The following is a 19,545-nucleotide window of genomic DNA, read 5'->3' as shown; positions in this document are numbered from 1 at the left end:
TCTGGTCGTTATATCCCTGCCCATTTTACATAAAAGAAAATCTTTCGGCAACTAGAAAAGCGAAAGCGCCTTGCCCATCGACGTACAGACTGGAGTGCCTTCGACGAGATAAAGGATAAGGAAAGGCGGAGAGTGCCTGCTTATCGGCGACAAGCATAAGACGAGCGCTGAAGAAGGCGTAGTTTGCCTTCAGCAGCGATTGGCTTATGACCTCGAGCCGATGGCACTCGCAGCCAGACAACACGGCGAGGAACGAGCCGATGTTGACTTATCGTAGAAGGAGGCGCGAAGTCTGCTAGTCGATAGGCGCTGGAGCTGGACATAGAAATGCGGAGACCGCCTGTTTATCGGCGACAAGCGCTGGCAGGCTTAGGACGCGACATCCTGTCGCTTCGCTTGCACTAGGACATCCTGTCCGTCGGAGGTCAAGCCAGTGAAGTCGTCTTTTGACTTCATTGGCTTGACTGAAGCGACCTCGAGCCCCTGCCGTCTGGAGCTGGACGAAAACAAAAAGCGGAGACCGCCTGTTTATTCGACAACCACAAGAACAGCCTGCCTTTGATAGACAGACTGTTCATAAAAGAATTATTCATAGAGAGGGAAACGGGATGTGATGGCTTCAACCTTCTTGCGTGCCTCTTCCAATTTCTCTTCACCGCCGTTATTTTTCAGGACAAAAGCGATCAAGGAGGCGATTTCATCCATTTCTTTCATTCCGAATCCGCGTGATGTAACAGCCGCTGTTCCTATACGGATGCCGCTTGTTACAAACGGCCCTTCAGGATCGTATGGAATCGTGTTTTTATTGACAGTGATCCCTACATCATCAAGAACTTTTTCCGCATCTTTTCCGGTCAATCCCAAAGAACGCACATCCAATAGAAGCAAGTGGTTGTCCGTTCCGCCGGAAACGAGGTTCACGCCTTCTTCTTTAAGGCTTTCGGCAAGCCTGTTTGCATTTTCGATAATGAGCTTTGCGTAATCTTTGAAATCAGCACGCAAAACTTCACCAAATGCAACGGCTTTTGCGGCAATGACGTGCATGAGCGGGCCTCCCTGTATTCCAGGGAAAACGGACTTATCGATTGATTTCGCAAACTTTTCTTTGCAAAGGATCATTCCCCCGCGTGGACCGCGCAATGTTTTGTGAGTAGTTGTTGTAACAAAATCGGCATATGGAACCGGATTAGGATGGAGTCCTGCCGCCACAAGGCCGGCAATATGAGCCATATCCACCATAAAATAAGCCCCGACTTCGTCGGCAATTTCACGGAATTTCTCAAAATCAATGACTCTTGGATAAGCACTTGCACCCGCAACAATCAGCTTCGGCTTATGTTCAAGCGCTTTTTGGCGTACATCTTCGTAATTGATGCGGTGGCTTTCTTTATCAACACCGTATTCGACAAAATTATATTGTACCCCGCTGAAGTTGACCGGGCTGCCGTGGGTAAGGTGCCCGCCGTGTGACAAGTTCATGCCCAGCACAGTATCCCCATGCTCAAGAATAGTAAAATAAACGGCCATGTTTGCTTGAGCTCCGGAATGCGGCTGTACGTTTGCATGCTCAGCACCAAAGATCTGTTTTGCACGGTCGCGTGCCAAGTCCTCGGCAATATCGACATACTCACAGCCTCCATAATAACGGCGGCCGGGATAGCCTTCAGCATATTTATTTGTCAACACCGATCCTTGCGCTTCCATTACCGCTTCGCTGACAAAGTTTTCGGATGCGATCAATTCAATTTTCGTCCGCTGCCTTTTCAATTCCTTTTGAATGGCTTCATAAACTTGCGGATCTTCTTGTGCAATAGCACTTAAAGCACTATTTTCACTCAGTTTGCTCATATTGCTCCCCCTCATCCTTTCAAGTCTCGCTTGTATTCGTAATCGCTTTTATTTTAACATGAAGAGTCGGACTTTCCAAACCTCTTTTGAACAAAAACGGAACATTTCTCTTAAAAGGAACATTGATCGTTCAGTTTTTGCTTTTCATATACCGCTCTTGCCCCGCCAATCAGCTTCGGCCTTGTCGTTGCAATCGTCACATGGGCGCCGCCCACAGATTTTTGGCTGACTCTTACCGGTACAGCCACATGTTTCAAATGCATTCCGATAAACGTGTCACCTATATCAATGCCTGCATCTGCCTTGATAAATTCAACAACCACCGGATCCTTCATTTGTGAATAGGCATAAGTGGCCATGGATCCGCCCGCATTTCGGACCGGAACAACTGTTACTTCATCCCAGCCATTTTCTGAAGCAATCTGCCTTTCAACGACTAAAGCACGGTTTAAATGTTCGCAGCATTGAAAAGCGAGATGGACCTTTTTATCGTCCGCAAACTTCTTCAATTCTTCGTACAGCATACTTGCGGCTTCCAGCGTGCCGGAAGTGCCGATTTTTTGCCCGGCAATTTCGGATGTTGAGCAGCCGATGACCAATACTTTCCCCTCAGCGATAGGGAGGCTTTCCCTGCATTCATCAAGAAGAGCTCGCATTTCTTCCCGCCATTGTTCAATTGCCAATTAAAACGCCCCCTTGTTGATTTCCATCATAGTTTTTCCGTTTCATAGTCCTTAATTTTTTTCACCCTGTTTTCGTGGCGGCCGCCTTCAAAATCAGTTTCCAGCCAAGTCTTTGCAATCTCGCGGGCCAATCCAGGGCCGATGACCCGTTCCCCCATTGCCAAAATATTGCTGTCATTATGAAGCCTTGTTGCTTTTGCACTAAACACATCATGTACAAGGGCGCAGCGTATCCCTTTTACTTTGTTGGCAGCTATGCTCATGCCGATTCCGGTTCCGCAAATCAGAATACCCCTGTCACATTCCCCTTTTACCACTTTTTCCGCCACAGGAATGGCATAGTCGGGATAATCAACGGAACAACCGCCTTCACAACCCAAATCTTCATAATCAATATTCATTTCATCCAGCAGCTGGAGAATTTCCTTTCGGATGTTTATACCGCCGTGGTCAGATGCAATTGCGACTTTCATTGAAAGATTCCCCTCCTTATTTGTTCGTCACACGCTTCCTTCATTATAAAAGAAGAGCAGTCCAGTTGCCATTTTGGCGCGCGGATTTTGGGCTAATCAAGGGAAAGCCGCTCAATCAGCTCCTTCATTTCTTTAAAAGTCTCACGATATGTATGAATGTCCCCCCCGAAAGGATCGTCTATATCAATGTTGCCTTCGGGTCCCTCAACATATTCCTTTAATGTGAATATCTTATCGGCGGCTGCCGGATACTTGTCCATCAGCATTTCTTTATGGGCTCTCGTCATCGTGAACACATAGGAAGCCCAATTCAAATCATCCTCTACCAGCTGCTTGGACCTGTGATTCAGATGCATTTTGTTTTCTGCTAAAACTTTCAATGCATTTTCGGCCGCCCGGCTGCCTTCGACGGAAAATAGGCCGGCTGACCTGGCAAAAGCATTCCCGGCTTGGAGATGATTAAAAATCGCTTCGGCCATCGGGCTCCGGCAAGTATTGCCAGTGCAAACAAACAATACGTTTTTCATAGATGCCCCCTTATGGACTTTTCTTTATATTATATCACTAAAAGAGAAATCACCTGCTAATCCCTGTAATCCGGAAATAAAAAAAGGCTGCACGAGGACAGCCGTTAATTTTTCAACCCATATGTACATGTGAGCAAGATCAGCCAATAAAAACCAGCTTGATTCCAAAAACGATCAGAATAAAGCCGCCAAGCAGCTCCCCGTAAAAGCCAAGCCAATTTTGTACTTTCCTCCCCAAAATAAGCCCGCTCCATGTCAAAAAGGCGGAAACCGCACCGAATATAATCATGGCAGCAATCGCCTTTGCACCAAACATCCCCAGGCTAAGCCCGGCAGAAAAGCTGTCCAGGCTTACGACCATGCTAAAAAAAAGCAGCCCCCACCCAATCGGCGCAACAATCGTTTGCTCTTCGTTGCGAAAACTTGAAACAATCATCATCACACCCATGATCACCAGAAGCATGCCGCCGATATAACCAGTAATTTTTCCAAAAGTCGCCGACAGCAGATGACCTGTCATAATTCCCAAAAGCGGCATTGCCATATGAAATAAACCAATCGTTATTCCGATTGAAAAAATTTGACGTAATCTCAGTTTAAACGTTCCCATGCCAAGAGAAACAGAAAAAGCATCCATCCCCACCGCAAAAGCCATGATCACTAATGTTACCAATTCAGGAAGCCACATGGATTATTCTCCTTTCACCTCGGACGTGCCTATAAAAAATAATATGCACCGAAATGAAAGAGTAGACATCCTTAAAATCATTCAGCTCGCTTCTCAATTTTTCCCCTTCGTGATCTTTCTGTGGGCAGCCGCTTTTTCAAGCCTGTTCATGATTGCCGCACCCACACCTTGAACCGGATAAACCTCCGCATAAATAATATCAAGGTTTTTTTCATCAAAACTTCTCAATGCATGATAAAGGCTATGTGCGACACTCTTTAAATCTGCCCTGCTTCCACAAACAGCCACCGCATCCGCGCTGTAAAAAGAAGCTGATTCTTCGGGGGCAAGAACGCCGACTTTTAGACCGGAATCCCTCTTTTGATCAATCAGTTCCTGAATCCATTCCTTATCCCCGTCCGCCAAAAATAATGGTGCAGACGGAGCATAATGCCGGTATTTCATTCCGGGAGATTTAGGCGCGGCTTCCGAAAGTTTAAGAGCTGGATCCTGTTCAACATGTTCGATGACTCTTTCAATATCTTCTTTGGACAAGCCGCCGGGACGCAAAATGACAGGAACCTCTGTGGTGCAGTCAAGAACTGTGGATTCCACACCCACCCCTGTAGGACCGCCATCAACCACTCCCGCTATCAGGCCATCCAAATCAGCCAACACATGCGATGCTGAAGTGGGGCTTGGCTTTCCTGACTTATTGGCGCTCGGGGCGGCAACAGGCACACCTGCGGCATCAATAAGCGCCAGCGCTACCGGATGATCCGGCATTCTTACAGCGACCGTATCGAGTCCAGCTGTTGTCAGCGATGATACAGCATCGGGTTTCTTTTTTAAAATCAGTGTTAACGGACCAGGCCAAAATTGCGCCATTAGCCTGGCAGCAGTCTCCGGAATGTCTCTTGTTAATAACTCTAGCTGCCCCATATTGGATATGTGGACAATCAAGGGATTGTCTGCGGGCCTTCCTTTTGCGGCAAATATTTTTGAAACAGCGGCATCCGACATCGCATTTGCTCCGAGCCCATAGACTGTTTCCGTTGGGAAGGCGATAACTTCTCCTTCTTTTAAAAGCTGTGAAGCTTCCACTATTTGTGGATAATTTTTTTCGCTATCCACATCATTATCCACAGACCAACATTTCGTTTCCATGTTCCCACCTCTTTTTGCCTAGATATACACCTTTAAATATAGGGATTAATAGCGTTACAGATTTTATTCAAACGTTTGATTAATAAATTATTAACAGCTTGGGGATAAAATTGCCTCGATTGTGGATAACCGTATTGTTTTTTGTGAATAACTGGCTATCATTTAGCTTCTTTCCAGCCGTAAAACTTAAGCTTTACTCACACAATATTACTTTCTCTTCTTATAAAAAACAAAAAATCTCCCTTTCGAGAGATTGGTTGTGTATCAAAGCAGCTCATCAAACAGTTCCTTCAAAAAGAATTTGACCTCTACTTCTTCTTCCTCTTCCTGTTCGCCTACGAATATAGGATCAGGCACCGCGGGCAGTCCGGCCTCTTCTGATAAGCTTTCTTCCTGCGCAACTTCCATATCAACGTGGTTATCCACATTTTCTTCTATTCCCCGGCTTACCGCAGCACTGTTGGAGTAATCCAGGAAACAAAGCGGCGGAAACAGTACACACCACCAATTGGCCCCTTTGCCTTCTCCAAGTGTGATCAATACAGCTTCATATGTGCCGGCCGGGTATAGATATTGACCGTATAATTTTGTCGGAAATTGAACGTCCCCGAAATCGATGCCTACTGAATAATGAAGATCATGTTTTGCAAGTTCGGCTTTCGCAATCTTTTCGAGCTCCGGAAGCCTTGAAGAAATGACATACCGTGCTTCCTCGATGGAGGTCAATTGCTCCACCCACTCGTTAATCTGCTTATTCACAGCATCCCGGACAGCTCTTTTGACTTCCTGATCTCTTTCACTGTCGCTGTTGGCAAGAATCCGAAGCCGGATCGCCTCATCAGGAATGACCGTTAGATTTTCCGCTGCCGAGCTCTCTTGTTCCGGAAAATAAAAGCTCATAACGGCAGCCAGCGAAAGAACTGCAATATATACACTTGCCATATATTTTTGATAGAATTTTGGTTTACTATTTTTTCTCATATTCCCCACCTGTCCCTTCACTAGGACAGTATGGACAACTTTTGAATCTTATAATCAATCGAAAGGTATTTTCCGCTGTATCAAAGTGACAATGCGCTCTTTGCCATTTATATCCCTAATGACTTCAATCTCCGCTTCAGGAAAGCAGCCCGCCAATAATCTTCTCACAGCCTCGCCTTGCCCATCTCCGATTTCAAAAGCAGCAAGCGCATTTTCTTTTAACACTTTTGGCAGTTCTGACGCAAACCGCCGATAAAAATCTAATCCATCTTCCCCTCCAAACAATGCCGAATGGGGCTCATGTTCGGAGACAACATCTGATAATTTCTCATGGACAGGAATATATGGGGGATTGGACACGACGATATCCAACTTCAGTCCACTATCAATAAACGGCTGGAGCAAATCTCCCTGTAAAAATTGAATTTCCGCATTAAGACGTTCAGCATTCCTTTCGGCCATTTGCAGCGCCTTTTTGGAAAAATCAGATGCATAGACAGAAAGAACAGGCCTCTCCAATTTTAAACTGACGGCTATTGCCCCGCTTCCTGTCCCAATGTCCGCCGCTTTCAAGCCGGACAAAGATTTAAATGTTGCATCCAATTTTTTTAAAACAGCCTCAATCAGCTCTTCCGTTTCCGGGCGCGGAATAAGGACATCTTCATTTACAAGAAATGTTCTTCCATAAAATTCTTCGTATCCGATGATATGCTGGACCGGCCGGCCTGCTGCATGTTCCCTCACTGCCTTTTCAAACCGATGCCACTCACGATCGGCAATAGGCATTCTCTGTTCAGCGAGCAGTCTTGACCGGCTCATGTTGAGCTGGTCTCGCAATAATATTTCACCGGCATTGGCATCCCGTCCATTTGCTTTTAAAAAAGAAGAAGCCCAGGAAAGGGCTTTGAATATCGTCCGTTCATTTGGCAATTAATCTTCCACGCTTTCAAGCTTTTTGGATTGATCTTCAACAATCAGTGCATCAATCACTTCATCCAGTTTGCCTTCCAGTATTTGGTCCAGTTTCTGGATGGTCAAACCGATGCGGTGGTCTGTTACGCGATTCTGCGGAAAGTTATACGTCCGGATCCTTTCGGAGCGGTCACCTGTTCCCACAGCCGATTTGCGGTTGGCATCATACTCTTCTTGTGCCTCCTGCTGGAATTTATCATAAATGCGTGCACGGAGAACCTTCATCGCCTTTTCCTTATTTTTGATCTGCGACTTTTCGTCTTGGCAGGAAACCACAATTCCAGTCGGGATATGGGTTAAACGTACGGCTGACATTGTCGTGTTGACGCTTTGCCCGCCTGGTCCGCTGGAGGCGAATGTGTCGACACGGATATCTTTCTCATGTATATCCACTTCCACTTCCTCGGCTTCAGGAAGGACAGCCACTGTAGCGGTGGAAGTATGGATGCGGCCGCCTGATTCCGTCTCCGGCACACGCTGTACCCTGTGTGCGCCATTTTCGTATTTCAACCTGGAAAAAGCTCCATTTCCGTTGATAATGAAAATGATTTCTTTGAAGCCGCCCAGGCCTGTGGAATGCTCTTCGATCACTTCCGTCTTCCATCCGCGGGCTTCTGCATATCTGCTGTACATTCTGTAAAGGTCACCTGCGAATAATGCTGCTTCATCTCCCCCGGCAGCTCCCCGGATTTCCATAATGACGTTTTTATCGTCGTTGGGGTCTTTCGGGATCAAAAGAATTTTCAGCCGTTCTTCCAGTTCCCCGATCCGGGTTTCCAATTCAGCGATCTCTTCCTTAACCATTTCGCGCATCTCCGGATCGAGCTTATCATCCAGCAATTCTTTGGCATCTTCGTATTCCGATTTTGCCTCTTTATATTCCCTGTACACTTCAACCGTCTCTGCTATTGAAGATTGTTCTTTTGAATATTCCCGGAGTTTTTCCGAATTGCTGACAACTTCAGGATCGCTCAGCAACTCATTTAACTTCTCATAACGGTCTTCAACCGCTTGCAATCTATCGAACACAAGTCTTCACCTCAAAGTTTTTCCTTTCATGCTCTTTTTATAGTACACTGTCCACTTTCCCCAAAGCAAATTTTTTTGAAAAAGGCATTCGTTTCATTTTATGTGGATAAACCCTCATCTGTTATTCAATTATGGACAGGAACCCAAAAAATCCAGCACTCTGTCTGGATTTTCTATCGGGTCTACTCTTCACTTTTCACAAGCTGCGCCAAATGTCCGCTCACTCCCGAAGGCACCTCATGATGGCGGCGGCATCTTGCTTCATAAGCCTCGGAAGCTCCCACTAAAATAACCGGATCATCATAACAGGCGGGCTTGCCATCGATCAGGCGCTGCGTCCGGCTGGCAGGTTCTCCACAGATGACGCATACAGCCTGCAGCTTGGTCACGTATTCCGCCATGGCCAACAACTCGGGCATGGATCCGAAAGGCTCTCCGCGGAAATCCTGGTCCAGCCCCGCTGCGATAACCCTGTGTCCCGAGTCGGCCAACTGATTTACGACCTCCACAATTTTCTCATCAAAAAATTGGGCTTCATCAATGGCAACAACATCCACGTCCGCATGGACCCACTGAAAAATATCGATGGAGTTATCCACAGGCTGTGCCATAGCAGATAACCCGTTGTGGGAAACAACTTCATTGATACTGTAACGATCATCCAGTTTCGGCTTGAAAATCATCAAGTTTTGCCGTGCATATTGAACCCTTCTGACCCGGCGGATCAGTTCTTCCGTTTTCCCGGAGAACATGCTGCCGCAAATCACTTCAATTGAGCCCTTTTGGTTGGTGACTTCCACTTATCCACACCCCTGTCCCATTTTACATAAGCGATTCGAATTTATCCACAAAAATTTCGCATAAAAAAACGGGCAAGCCTCCTTGCCCGTTTTTTACGATTATTATTTAAGCCCGTATTTTTTGTTAAAGCGATCAACACGTCCGTCCGCAGATGCGAATTTTTGACGGCCAGTGTAAAATGGATGGCAGGCTGAGCAAATTTCCACACGGATGTTCTCTTTGACAGAGCCGCTTTCAAATTCGTTGCCGCATGCACATTTTACTGTCGCTTTTTTATATTCTGGATGGATTCCTGTTTTCATTACATTTCATCTCCTTAATGCCCTGAATCATTTGCTGAAACAGAGTTCTATATTACGATGCAGATTTTAGCTGCATTAATTCAAAAAAGCACATTTTTTATTATAACAAGATGACAGCAAAAATGCAATTCATGCTGAAGGAAATTTTTTAGATATTACTTCGCCGTCAACGCCTCAAAAAATTCTTCGTTCGTCTTTGTCTGCTTCAGCTTGCGCAGGAATTTCTCCGCAAAATCAGGAGTGTCCGACATCGCTTTACGTAGCTTCCACATTTTCTCAAGCTGATCTTTCGGTATGAGAAGTTCTTCTTTCCTTGTGCCGGAACGGCGGATATCGATGGCCGGGAAGATCCTTCTTTCAGCCAAAGAACGGTCCAAATGAAGTTCCAAATTCCCTGTTCCCTTGAATTCCTCATAAATGACATCATCCATGCGGGACCCCGTATCTACAAGGGCTGTCGCCAAAATGGTCAGGCTGCCGCCCTCTTCAATATTTCTTGCAGCACCAAAAAATCGCTTTGGACGGTGGAATGCTGCAGGGTCAATACCTCCTGAAAGCGTTCTTCCGCTCGGAGGAATGACGAGATTATAAGCACGGGCAAGCCTCGTGATACTGTCCATCAAAATGATAACATCACGCTTATGCTCCACAAGCCTCATGGCGCGTTCCAAAACCAGTTCAGCCACTTTGATATGGTTTTCGGGAACCTCATCGAATGTGGAGCTTACAACCTCTGCATCTACCGAACGCTCGATATCTGTAACCTCTTCTGGTCTTTCATCTATTAACAGTACAATCAATTCTGATTCGGGATGATTCGTCGTAATTGAATTAGCAATGGATTTTAACAGCATTGTTTTACCGGCTTTCGGAGGAGCCACAATCAAGCCGCGCTGTCCAAAACCAACCGGGGAAATAAGGTCCATGATTCTGGTAGACAGGTTCGAAGGGGCTGTTTCCAGTTTAATCTGCCTATCCGGGTAAAGTGGAGTCAAAGCCGGGAAGTGGACACGCTCCTTTGCGCTTTCCGGATCATCACCATTGACCGCCTCTACATGCAGCAACCCGTAATAGCGTTCGTTTTCCTTGGGCGGACGCACTTTACCCGATACCTTATCGCCATTTCGCAAATCGAAGCGGCGGATCTGCGAAGCGGATATATAAATGTCCTCGGAACTTGCCGTATAGTTGATCGGCCTTAAAAACCCGAATCCTTCAGATTGGATGATCTCCAGGACGCCTTCCATGAAAAAGAAGCCTTCCTGTTCCGCACGGGCTTTTAAAATGGCAAATATCAATTCTTTTTTTGTGAGTTTGCTGTAATAGGAAACTTTATATTCGCGGGCAAGTTCATATAATTCTTTCAGTTTCATATCTTCCAACGAAGAGATGGTTAAACCAGCCATTTCTACACCACACTTTTTCAAATATTTTATTGCTTTTTCATACTTGTAATATTTCGCGCACACTTGTTTTCATCCTGCTTTAATCTTCTTGTCTGTTAATCCTCATGAAGTTGTTATATGTAAAATAACATTATGTTGAGAAAGTGGAAGGATTGTTTTGAGTGCATTTCACATGAAGAATAGGAAGAATGAGACCATGGCATTGTGTTACAACTTAAAAGGCATGAAGGAGGGAACGGATCCCTCCTAAAATTATAATTCCACAACCATATTTGGTTTTTTGCTTAGACTGTGGCGGCCTTCGATAAAGCGAATTGTACCCGATTTGGCGCGCAATACAATGGAATGGGTAGATCCGTAAGAGCCTTTAAATTGAACGCCTTTCAATAGTTCGCCGTCTGTTACTCCGGTAGCGGCAAAAATGGCGTCATCGCCCTTCACCAAATCTTCCATTCTGAATACTTGATTGACATCAATATTCATTTTCCTGCATCGTTCTATTTCACCATCATTGGAAGGGACAAGCCTGCCTTGAAGTTCTCCGCCAAGACACTTAAGCGCTGCTGCGGCTATTACGCCTTCAGGAGCACCGCCCGTACCAAACAAAATATCAACGCCTGTCTGGTCAAAAGCGGTATTGATCGCTCCGGCAACGTCGCCATTATCAATCAGTTTGATCCGGGCACCGGCTTCGCGGAGTTCCGCAATGATTTTTTCATGGCGCGGGCGGTTCAGAACAGTTGCCACGACATCTTCGATATTTTTATTTTTTGCCTTCGCCACTGCTTTTAAATTATCCGTAACTGAGGCATTCAAGTCGATTTTTCCTACCGCTTCAGGCCCGACAGCAATTTTTTCCATATACATATCCGGGGCATGAAGAAGATTTCCTGCGTCGGCAATGGCGATAACAGACAGGGCATTCCATCCGCCGGAAGCCACAATTGATGTCCCCTCAAGCGGGTCAACGGCTACGTCGACTTTCGGCCCCTGCCCGGTTCCAAGCTTTTCACCAATATAAAGCATGGGAGCCTCGTCCATTTCCCCTTCGCCGATTACCACTGTCCCTTGCATCGGAATCGTATCAAAAACATTACGCATTGCAGTGGTAGCAGCATCATCCGCTTCATTTTTCATCCCGCGGCCCATCCATCTTGCAGATTTAAGCGCAGCCGCTTCTGTCACTCTCACGAGCTCCATCGATAAACTTCTTTCCATTGACTTTCCTCCCGTCATTGGCAGCATATTGCCCTGAAGTTAAAGTATATCATATTTCTGCCATTTTCTGTATTGTATATCACTAGAAAAGACTGGGAAGTTTTTAGGAACTTTTTAATTGTTCTATCTCCTGGTCCGTCATTTTTTCGCGCCAAATGGTAGCACCAAGACCATTTAATTTATCTACCAATCCGCTGTAGCCCCTGTCAATGTGATCCAGTCCGGTCACTTCGGTAATCCCTTCAGCCATTAACCCCGCAATAACGAGGGCAGCTCCCGCTCTGAGGTCGGATGCCTTGACTCTTGCCCCTTGGAGGACAGTCGAACCGTTAACAATTGCGGAGCTTCCCTCCACCTTGATATTGGCATTCATTCTCCGCAACTCATCAATATGCTTGAAGCGCGCGGAATAAATTGTATCAGTGACAATGGAAGAGCCCTCCGCCTTTGTCAGCAAAGAAGTAAAAGGCTGCTGCAAATCAGTCGGAAAGCCCGGATATACAAGCGTTTTGACATCCACCGGCTTCAGCTTTTCACTCTTTCCGATGAAGGCCTGTTCGTCGCTTGTTTCAACCGGGACGCCCATTTCTCTCAATTTGGCCGTAAGAGATTCCATATGATGTGGAATGATATTATCGATCAATACACCTTCCCCAATAGCCGATCCTAATATCATAAAGGTTCCGGCTTCAATTCTGTCAGGAATGATTGTATGCTGGCATCCGTGAAGCCGATCTACCCCATCGATCCGGATGACATCCGTTCCGGCACCTTTGATTTTGGCCCCCATGTTTGTCAATAATGTCGCTACATCAATAATTTCAGGTTCCTTGGCAGCATTTTCTATAACCGTCCGTCCTTTTGCCTTTACTGCCGCCAGCATAATATTGATAGTAGCACCGACACTCACAACGTCCAAGTAGATTCGGGCGCCGTTCAATTCATCTGCCCGAAGGTATAAAGCCCCCTGTTCATTGGTTACCTTTGCTCCCAAAGCCTCAAATCCTTTAATATGCTGGTCGATCGGGCGCGGTCCGAGATGGCAGCCCCCAGGAAGTCCGATTACAGCTTTTTTGAAGCGTCCAAGCATGGCACCCATCAGATAATAGGATGCTCTCAATTTCTTCACTTTTCCGTTCGGCAATGGCATGGAAATCATATTGGTGGGATCTACATGCATAACACCATGATCCAGCGTCACTTTGCCTCCGATTTCTTCCAACAAGCCGCTCAACGTATCAACATCTGAAATGTGGGGAAGACCCTCAATTTTTACAGGGGAATCTGCCAGAATGGTAGCCGGTATAAGTGCGACAGCACTGTTTTTTGCACCGCTCACTTTTATTGTTCCTTTTAACGGATAACCGCCAGCGATCTTTAGCTTCTCCATTTTTGACTTCCTTTCAGGCCTGTTAAGGTATAATATTTTTTCGAAAATAGGCATTATACCCTTTATTATAAACAAAAATTGGCGAAACATGTAGGCTTCATAACCTTAAATGGGAAAATTATCATTTATTTTTTCTTGCTTCCCAATCACGGATAAAAGACTCGATTCCCCAGTCTGTCAATGGATGTTTAAACAGTTGGACAAGCACTTTATACGGCAGGGTTGCAATATGCGCACCGTTTAATGCAGCTTCCGTCACATGCTGGGGATGGCGGATGGACGCCGCAATGATTTGTGTATCAAGATGATGGATTGAAAAAATATCCGCAATTTCGGAAATAATCTCCCCTCCGCTGTGGCCGATATCATCCAGGCGGCCGATAAATGGAGAAACATAAGTGGCTCCGGCCCGTGCTGCAACGAGAGCCTGGTTAGAGTTGAAGATGAGCGTTACATTCGTTCTAACATTTTCTTTGGACAAAATGTTTACTGCTTTCATCCCATCATGGGTCATGGGAATTTTGACCGTAATATTCGGAGCGATGGCTGCCAGTTCCATCCCTTCTTTTACCATTCCATCCGTATCTAATGCAATCACTTCGGCACTCACAGAACCGGGAACAACTTTGGTAATTTCTTTTAAACGCTCATGAAATGAAACATCCTCTTTTGCCACTAATGACGGATTTGTTGTGACTCCGTCGATGATTCCCAATTCAATCGCTTTCTCTATTTCATCAAGATTGGCGGTATCAAGGAAAAATTTCAATGGGTACAACTCCTTTTCAATAATATGGAAACCGCCAAGATAAGCCAGGCGGTTTCTTTGTTCTCTGTATCTATAGTTTTTATTAAAAAATTACTCTGCTTTTCCAATGTCCAGCTCCAACGCTCAGCGACTAGCAAACTTCGCACTCCTCCACTACGATAAGTCAACATCGGCTCCTTCGTCGCCGTGTTTCCTTTATCTCATTGCGGAGTGCTCCAGTTTGTACGTCGCTAAACAAGCGTTTACGCTTTTCCCGACGATCCGAAATCACGCATTTTTCCCATGACGGTTTCTTTGATCGCTTCCCGGGCAGGGCCAAGGTACTTGCGCGGATCGTACATGTCAGGATTTTCAGCCAAAACCTCCCGCACACGCTTTGAGGAAGAAATTTGGTTTTCTGTATTTACGTTGATTTTTGCTGTTCCAAGGGAAATGGCCCTCTGGATATCTTTAAGCGGAATGCCTGTGCCGCCATGAAGCACTAGAGGAACACCCGTCAGCTTCATTACTTCCTCCATGCGGTCAAAGCCCAGTTTTGGCTCTCCTTTATATGGACCGTGAACCGAACCCAAGGCAGGAGCAAAGCAGTCCACATTCGTTTCTCTTACGAGGCGGTCGCATTCTTCAGGAATTGCGTAGGAGGCTTCTGCATCATCGACTGTCAGGTCATCCTCCTGGCCGCCGATTCTTCCCAGCTCTGCCTCGACTGAAACGCCAAACATATGGGCGAGCTCGACCACTTTCTTTGTCAATTCAATGTTTTCCTCCAGCGGCAGATGAGAACCGTCAATCATGACAGAGGTGAAACCCGCATGTATGGCTTTGGCACACATCTCAAAGCTTGAACCGTGATCCAGATGAATCGCTACCGGCACCGTAACGCCGTATTCTTCCATGAGCGCTTCAACCATACGGACTGTCAGTTTGAAGCCTCCCATATAACGTGCTGCACCTTCCGAAACCCCCAAAATGACAGGTGACTTCTCTTCCTGCGCCGCCTGCAATATGGCCTGTGTGAATTCCAGGTTGTTCAGATTGAATTGGCCGACCGCATATTTTCCTTCGTTTGCTTTATGTAACATCTCTCTCATTGATACTAAAGGCAAAATCTTTTCCTCCTTTAATATTGGGCCTGACCCAATAGAAACCTCAGTCGTTTTTTGCAGTATCATCATATCAAATTATTTACTATAATACCATTGATGCAGATATTTTTTAAAATTCATCTTTTATGTAGTGGTCCGGTCTGAGTTGACCAATAAAAACTTTTTCACAGCAGAACGGATTTCTTCAATATCAAACGGCTTGGAAAAATGGGCAAGCGCTCCCAATTTTTTTGTTTGTTCAATGAGATCCAGTTCTCCATATGCCGTCATGATAATGACCCTGATATCCGGATTGATTTCCTTCATTTTTTTCAATATTTCAAGCCCATCCATTCCCGGAATTTTCATATCCAAAAGAACAAGGTCCGGAGCATGCTGCTCTGTCACACTCAAAGCCTGTAATCCGTTTGCAGCCTGAAAAATTTCATATCCCTCTTTTTGCAAAACTTCGTTCAATAGGGTCCGTATCCCAAATTGATCGTCGACAATTAACACTTTTTCCCTCATTGTTATCCCCCTTCATTAAATTGGTACTCTAATAACCACCCCAAATCAAAATTTTCAGCTTTAATTTTTCAATTTTAGTTTGTAGTATATCCTTTCGCTGTCAGATGCCTTATTTCCTTCTAAAGATATATAGCCTTTCCGCCTTCTCCCACTGGCTCTTTCTTTTTTTTCCAAGTCCGGACCTCTATAATAGTTATATCTCCCTTTATGAAAGGAAGTTATTTCATGTTAAAAATGTTATCAACCCAGCTGACCGGACTGTTTTTGAAAATTAATGAAAAGGAAGAAATGGCTTTGGAAGATGGAGCAAGACTATTAGCCCAGGCTCCCGCCGGCGAGGGCAAAATATATATTAAGGGTTTTGGCGAAATGGAAGGAGTTGTCCGCGAAGCATTGAAAGGGGCTGAACCTATGGTACATGCAAAAGCTCTTGAGCAAGCGGATGCATTGGCCCATACAGACCGCGCAATTGTCTTTTCCCGCTTTTCCGACAGCCCGGAAGCGGTCTCCTTGGGCCTGGAGCTTACGGAAAAAGGCATCCCTTTTGTGTCTGTGTCAGCAGCGGAGAGTGAAACCGGCAAGGGTTTGGCGGATTTGGCCGACGTCCATATTGATACGCATGTTATCAGGCCCATTCTTCCAGCTGAAGATGGAACGAGAGTCGTATTCCCATCCCTGATTACCGCTCTTTATATTTATCATGCATTGAAATTTACCATAGATGAAATTCTTTTGGAGAATGAATAAAACTGCCCGGACTTTTGGGCAGTTTTATTCATTCTATATGAATTGGAACAGCTTTTTTCTCCGAAAAAAGGCTGTCCAAATGAAATTATTGGCCCAATTTTCCCAAGGCAGCTTTTATAAATCCTTTGAATAGCGGCTGCGGTTTTGTTGGGCGGGATGTAAATTCGGGATGGAACTGGCTGGCGATAAACCAGGGATGATCCGCTAATTCCACAATCTCCACCAGATTTCCGTCAGGGCTTGTACCCGAGAAAACAAATCCGGCTTCTTCCATCTGCTGCCGATATTCGTTATTAAATTCATATCGATGGCGATGGCGTTCATTTACTAAGTCTTCCTGGTACAATTCATGTGCTTTTGTTCCCGGCCTGAGTTTGCAAGGATAAAGGCCTAAACGCAAGGTTCCTCCCAAGTCAACGATTTGATCCTGCTCTGGAAGAAGATCGATCACAGGATGATCGGTTGCAGGATTGATTTCAGATGAGTTGGCTGTTTCGATTCCAAGTACATTTCGGGCATATTCGATGGAAGCCAGCTGCATTCCAAGGCAGATTCCCAAAAACGGCACTTTGTTTTCCCTGGCATATTTGATTGCCGCAAGCTTTCCGTCAATGCCCCGGTCTCCGAAGCCGCCGGGTACAAGGATTCCATCACAGTCATGCAGCAGTTCTTCCGCATTTTCTGTTGTCACAAGCTCCGCGTTGAGCCATTTGACTTCAACGTCTGAATCAAAGGCATAGCCTGCGTGTTTCAATGCTTCCACGACTGATATATAGGCATCGGGCAGCTCTACATACTTCCCAACCAGGGCGATTTTTGTTGTTTTGGACAGGTTTTGGACTTTTTCCACCAATTTCTTCCAATCTGACATATCAGCTTCGTGGCAGACAAGCTTCAAATGATCACAGACGATTTGATCCAGGTGCTGTTCCTGAAGGGAAAGCGGAACGGAATACAGCGTGCTTGCATCAAGCGCTTCAATGACCGCTTCTTTTTCAATATCACAGAACAAAGCGATTTTGTCTTTCATATCTTGGGAAATCGGCATTTCCGTACGCACCACAATAACATTTGGCTGGATCCCAAGACTTCTGAGCTCTTTTACACTATGCTGTGTCGGTTTTGTCTTCATTTCGCCGGCTGCTTCAAGATAAGGTACAAGCGTACAATGGATATACATGACATTGTCCCGGCCCACATCGTTTTTCATTTGTCTTATGGCTTCAAGAAAAGGCAGTGATTCTATATCGCCAACAGTACCGCCAATCTCTGTTATGACGACATCAGCATCCGTTTTCTCCGCTGCACGATAAATGCGGTCTTTGATTTCATTTGTAATATGGGGAATGACCTGGACCGTACCCCCGTTATAATCGCCGCGGCGCTCTTTTCTGATGACTTCCGAATAGACTTTTCCTGTCGTGATATTGCTGTATTTATTGAGGTTGATGTCAATGAAACGTTCGTAGTGGCCAAGGTCCAAATCAGTTTCAGCACCGTCTTCCGTCACAAATACTTCTCCATGCTGATACGGACTCATTGTTCCCGGGTCTACGTTAAGGTAAGGATCGAACTTTTGAATCGTTACATTCAAGCCACGGTTCTTAAGTAAACGTCCAAGTGATGCGGCGGTTATACCTTTTCCAAGTGAGGAAACTACACCACCGGTTACAAAAATATATTTTGACACAATTTTTCCTCCTTCATCCTGTCCCTATGTTTCCACATCTTTGCTCCGGATAGCCAAAAAAAGCAAAAATGCAAGCGCCCGCCAGCATGTAAAGCTAAATAGCTTCAGCTGCGGTACGCCGCATGTCATTCATGGTATCCATCATGTCAAAAACATAAAAAACGCTCCGCTACAAAAGTAAGGGAGCGTTGCGTATTGTAAGTCAGTCCTTTTTCAAGGAGCCCAAGTAAAATTCTACATACTGGGATGTAAGAAGTCAAGAACTATTCTTCCTCTTCTTCCTCTTCTTCCAAGTCTAATTCATCATCATCCAAATCATAATCTTCATCTTCATCAAGCAGTTCCTCATCTTCATCATTAAAATCAGCTTCTTCTTCCCGAAGGGCTTCCAGGCTCTCGTCTTCTTCGAGGTCGTCATCCAATTCATCTTCAAAATCAAGTTCCTCTTCTTCGATATCCAGCAGCAGTTCGTCATCCTCCAATGCAGCTTTCGCCTTCTTCTTTTTCTTTTTCGTTGGTGCCGGAGTAATGATTTCCTCATCCACTTGGTCAAATGGATACCATTCACGCAGCCCCCACTGATTTTCTCCCAATGCCAAGAAACTGCCATCCACATTCAAGTCAGTATAAAATTGAAGCATTCTTGAACGCAACTCTTCATCCGACAGCTCCAAAAACTTTCCAATTTCTGCAGTGAGCTCCTGAAACGGCATACCCTGCTTTTTTTCTTCCAATATGCTTTGCGCGATTTCAATAAACGACATCTCTTTACGCTCATCCATGGACAATTGCTCAAGTTTCAATCCCTGCACAACCTTTCCCCTATTGATAAAAGGCCCGCCGTCGCCTTTAATGCTAATTTATAGATACTCAACATTATAAACAAATATCTTTCCTTTATGCCACCTTTTTATTCAATAAATATTAATTCGGATAACCGCTGCCAACGGGAGGGTCTTTATGGATTATTAAAAAAGGAAAACCACAGCCCGCATGCTGTGGTCACACACTCCTATTCAGGCGGCCGTCCTTCCGCCCGATTTTTACCGGAGCCGAGAATGAGACGATAGCCCAAATAAAATAATACGACTGAGGTAACTAGAAACGGAATCGCCCCAAGACGGCTTTGGTATAAAAGATAACTAATTTCTGCGGCAATGAAAAAGCCTATAATCTTGAGCCCGAATTTCATGCACCCACATCCAGTCATATTAGATTTATTATTTATTTTATCCCACTAGCGTTGCATAAATGCCGTTAGA

At 45.3% G+C, this 19,545-nt stretch carries 21 protein-coding genes; 1 reads left to right on the top strand and 20 read right to left on the bottom strand.

Annotated features, from left to right (window positions below):
* Positions 1–585 precede the first annotated feature (585 nt).
* The 17 genes from glyA to D4N35_RS04450 all read right to left on the bottom strand — a co-directional run bounded on the left by glyA (position 586) and on the right by D4N35_RS04450 (position 15,846).
* Positions 586–1,848 carry a serine hydroxymethyltransferase gene (gene glyA, locus D4N35_RS04530; protein ID WP_120070665.1) on the bottom strand — a complete coding sequence of 421 codons (1,263 nt, stop codon included), beginning with the start codon at positions 1,846–1,848 and terminating at the stop codon, positions 586–588.
* A 110-nt stretch (positions 1,849–1,958) separates the two neighbouring features.
* Entirely contained in the window at positions 1,959–2,531 is a 573-nt protein-coding gene (locus tag D4N35_RS04525; RefSeq protein ID WP_120070663.1) for a TIGR01440 family protein, read from the bottom strand.
* Positions 2,532–2,557: 26 nt separating this feature from the next.
* Positions 2,558–3,004, bottom strand: coding sequence for a ribose 5-phosphate isomerase B (rpiB, locus tag D4N35_RS04520; RefSeq protein ID WP_120070659.1), 447 nt, complete (start codon positions 3,002–3,004; stop codon positions 2,558–2,560).
* Positions 3,005–3,096: 92 nt separating this feature from the next.
* Entirely contained in the window at positions 3,097–3,531 is a 435-nt protein-coding gene (locus tag D4N35_RS04515; RefSeq protein WP_120070656.1) for a low molecular weight protein arginine phosphatase, read from the bottom strand.
* A gap of 139 nt (positions 3,532–3,670) precedes the next feature.
* The gene (locus D4N35_RS04510) at positions 3,671–4,219 is read right to left on the bottom strand and encodes a manganese efflux pump MntP (RefSeq protein ID WP_120070653.1); all 549 of its coding nucleotides are present in this window, start codon (positions 4,217–4,219) and stop codon (positions 3,671–3,673) included.
* Between the two features lie 93 nt (positions 4,220–4,312).
* Positions 4,313–5,365: an L-threonylcarbamoyladenylate synthase gene (locus D4N35_RS04505; RefSeq protein ID WP_120070651.1), complete on the bottom strand. Its 1,053-nt coding sequence runs from the start codon at positions 5,363–5,365 to the stop codon at positions 4,313–4,315.
* Positions 5,366–5,629: 264 nt separating this feature from the next.
* The gene (spoIIR, locus tag D4N35_RS04500) at positions 5,630–6,346 is read right to left on the bottom strand and encodes a stage II sporulation protein R (RefSeq protein ID WP_120070648.1); all 717 of its coding nucleotides are present in this window, start codon (positions 6,344–6,346) and stop codon (positions 5,630–5,632) included.
* A gap of 54 nt (positions 6,347–6,400) precedes the next feature.
* Complete coding sequence (gene prmC, locus D4N35_RS04495; protein ID WP_120070645.1) at positions 6,401–7,276, bottom strand: peptide chain release factor N(5)-glutamine methyltransferase; 876 nt, start codon at positions 7,274–7,276, stop codon at positions 6,401–6,403.
* Entirely contained in the window at positions 7,277–8,347 is a 1,071-nt protein-coding gene (gene prfA, locus D4N35_RS04490) for a peptide chain release factor 1 (protein ID WP_120070643.1), read from the bottom strand.
* 182 nt (positions 8,348–8,529) lie between these two features.
* Complete coding sequence (locus D4N35_RS04485) at positions 8,530–9,147, bottom strand: thymidine kinase (RefSeq protein WP_120070640.1); 618 nt, start codon at positions 9,145–9,147, stop codon at positions 8,530–8,532.
* A 102-nt stretch (positions 9,148–9,249) separates the two neighbouring features.
* A complete protein-coding gene (gene rpmE, locus D4N35_RS04480; RefSeq protein WP_120070638.1) occupies positions 9,250–9,450 on the bottom strand; it encodes a 50S ribosomal protein L31 in 201 nt (66 codons plus the stop codon).
* Positions 9,451–9,605: 155 nt separating this feature from the next.
* Positions 9,606–10,856, bottom strand: a complete 1,251-nt coding sequence (gene rho, locus D4N35_RS04475; protein WP_120070926.1) for a transcription termination factor Rho — start codon at positions 10,854–10,856, stop codon at positions 9,606–9,608.
* Between the two features lie 252 nt (positions 10,857–11,108).
* Positions 11,109–12,074, bottom strand: a complete 966-nt coding sequence (gene glpX / locus D4N35_RS04470) for a class II fructose-bisphosphatase (RefSeq protein ID WP_120070635.1) — start codon at positions 12,072–12,074, stop codon at positions 11,109–11,111.
* Positions 12,075–12,177: 103 nt separating this feature from the next.
* A complete protein-coding gene (murA, locus tag D4N35_RS04465) occupies positions 12,178–13,464 on the bottom strand; it encodes a UDP-N-acetylglucosamine 1-carboxyvinyltransferase (RefSeq protein ID WP_120070633.1) in 1,287 nt (428 codons plus the stop codon).
* Positions 13,465–13,585: 121 nt separating this feature from the next.
* Entirely contained in the window at positions 13,586–14,233 is a 648-nt protein-coding gene (gene fsa / locus D4N35_RS04460; protein ID WP_120070630.1) for a fructose-6-phosphate aldolase, read from the bottom strand.
* A 242-nt stretch (positions 14,234–14,475) separates the two neighbouring features.
* A complete protein-coding gene (gene fba / locus D4N35_RS04455) occupies positions 14,476–15,339 on the bottom strand; it encodes a class II fructose-1,6-bisphosphate aldolase (protein ID WP_120070628.1) in 864 nt (287 codons plus the stop codon).
* Positions 15,340–15,462: 123 nt separating this feature from the next.
* Positions 15,463–15,846 carry a response regulator gene (locus D4N35_RS04450; RefSeq protein WP_120070625.1) on the bottom strand — a complete coding sequence of 128 codons (384 nt, stop codon included), beginning with the start codon at positions 15,844–15,846 and terminating at the stop codon, positions 15,463–15,465.
* Between the two features lie 225 nt (positions 15,847–16,071).
* Here D4N35_RS04450 and D4N35_RS04445 point away from each other — a divergent pair, with 225 nt between their 5' ends.
* Complete coding sequence (locus D4N35_RS04445) at positions 16,072–16,593, top strand: DUF2529 domain-containing protein (protein WP_120070622.1); 522 nt, start codon at positions 16,072–16,074, stop codon at positions 16,591–16,593.
* Positions 16,594–16,678: 85 nt separating this feature from the next.
* Here the strand turns inward: D4N35_RS04445 and pyrG are convergent, their stop codons facing one another.
* The 3 genes from pyrG to D4N35_RS04430 all read right to left on the bottom strand — a co-directional run bounded on the left by pyrG (position 16,679) and on the right by D4N35_RS04430 (position 19,475).
* The gene (pyrG, locus tag D4N35_RS04440; protein ID WP_120070618.1) at positions 16,679–18,283 is read right to left on the bottom strand and encodes a CTP synthase; all 1,605 of its coding nucleotides are present in this window, start codon (positions 18,281–18,283) and stop codon (positions 16,679–16,681) included.
* 263 nt (positions 18,284–18,546) lie between these two features.
* Positions 18,547–19,095: a DNA-directed RNA polymerase subunit delta gene (gene rpoE / locus D4N35_RS04435; protein ID WP_430722746.1), complete on the bottom strand. Its 549-nt coding sequence runs from the start codon at positions 19,093–19,095 to the stop codon at positions 18,547–18,549.
* 200 nt (positions 19,096–19,295) lie between these two features.
* The gene (locus D4N35_RS04430) at positions 19,296–19,475 is read right to left on the bottom strand and encodes a hypothetical protein (RefSeq protein ID WP_120070615.1); all 180 of its coding nucleotides are present in this window, start codon (positions 19,473–19,475) and stop codon (positions 19,296–19,298) included.
* Between the last annotated feature and the right edge of the window lie 70 nt (positions 19,476–19,545).

Source organism: Siminovitchia fortis (assembly GCF_003605365.2).
GTDB lineage: Bacteria > Bacillota > Bacilli > Bacillales > Bacillaceae_C > Siminovitchia > Siminovitchia fortis.
Note: the sequence above shows the minus strand (reverse complement) of the source record. Positions and strands in the feature narration are given on the sequence as shown.

Coding starts and splice junctions, on each gene's coding strand:
- rpmE (WP_120070638.1), bottom strand. CDS start 9,450: ATGAAAACAGGAATCCATCCAGAATATAAAAAAGCGACAGTAAAATGT.
- murA (WP_120070633.1), bottom strand. CDS start 13,464: ATGGAGAAGCTAAAGATCGCTGGCGGTTATCCGTTAAAAGGAACAATA.
- glpX (WP_120070635.1), bottom strand. CDS start 12,074: ATGGAAAGAAGTTTATCGATGGAGCTCGTGAGAGTGACAGAAGCGGCT.
- D4N35_RS04510 (WP_120070653.1), bottom strand. CDS start 4,219: ATGTGGCTTCCTGAATTGGTAACATTAGTGATCATGGCTTTTGCGGTG.
- D4N35_RS04445 (WP_120070622.1), top strand. CDS start 16,072: ATGTTAAAAATGTTATCAACCCAGCTGACCGGACTGTTTTTGAAAATT.
- rho (WP_120070926.1), bottom strand. CDS start 10,856: ATGGCTGGTTTAACCATCTCTTCGTTGGAAGATATGAAACTGAAAGAA.
- D4N35_RS04430 (WP_120070615.1), bottom strand. CDS start 19,475: ATGAAATTCGGGCTCAAGATTATAGGCTTTTTCATTGCCGCAGAAATT.
- D4N35_RS04505 (WP_120070651.1), bottom strand. CDS start 5,365: ATGGAAACGAAATGTTGGTCTGTGGATAATGATGTGGATAGCGAAAAA.
- D4N35_RS04515 (WP_120070656.1), bottom strand. CDS start 3,531: ATGAAAAACGTATTGTTTGTTTGCACTGGCAATACTTGCCGGAGCCCG.
- glyA (WP_120070665.1), bottom strand. CDS start 1,848: ATGAGCAAACTGAGTGAAAATAGTGCTTTAAGTGCTATTGCACAAGAA.
- spoIIR (WP_120070648.1), bottom strand. CDS start 6,346: ATGAGAAAAAATAGTAAACCAAAATTCTATCAAAAATATATGGCAAGT.
- rpiB (WP_120070659.1), bottom strand. CDS start 3,004: ATGAAAGTCGCAATTGCATCTGACCACGGCGGTATAAACATCCGAAAG.
- D4N35_RS04450 (WP_120070625.1), bottom strand. CDS start 15,846: ATGAGGGAAAAAGTGTTAATTGTCGACGATCAATTTGGGATACGGACC.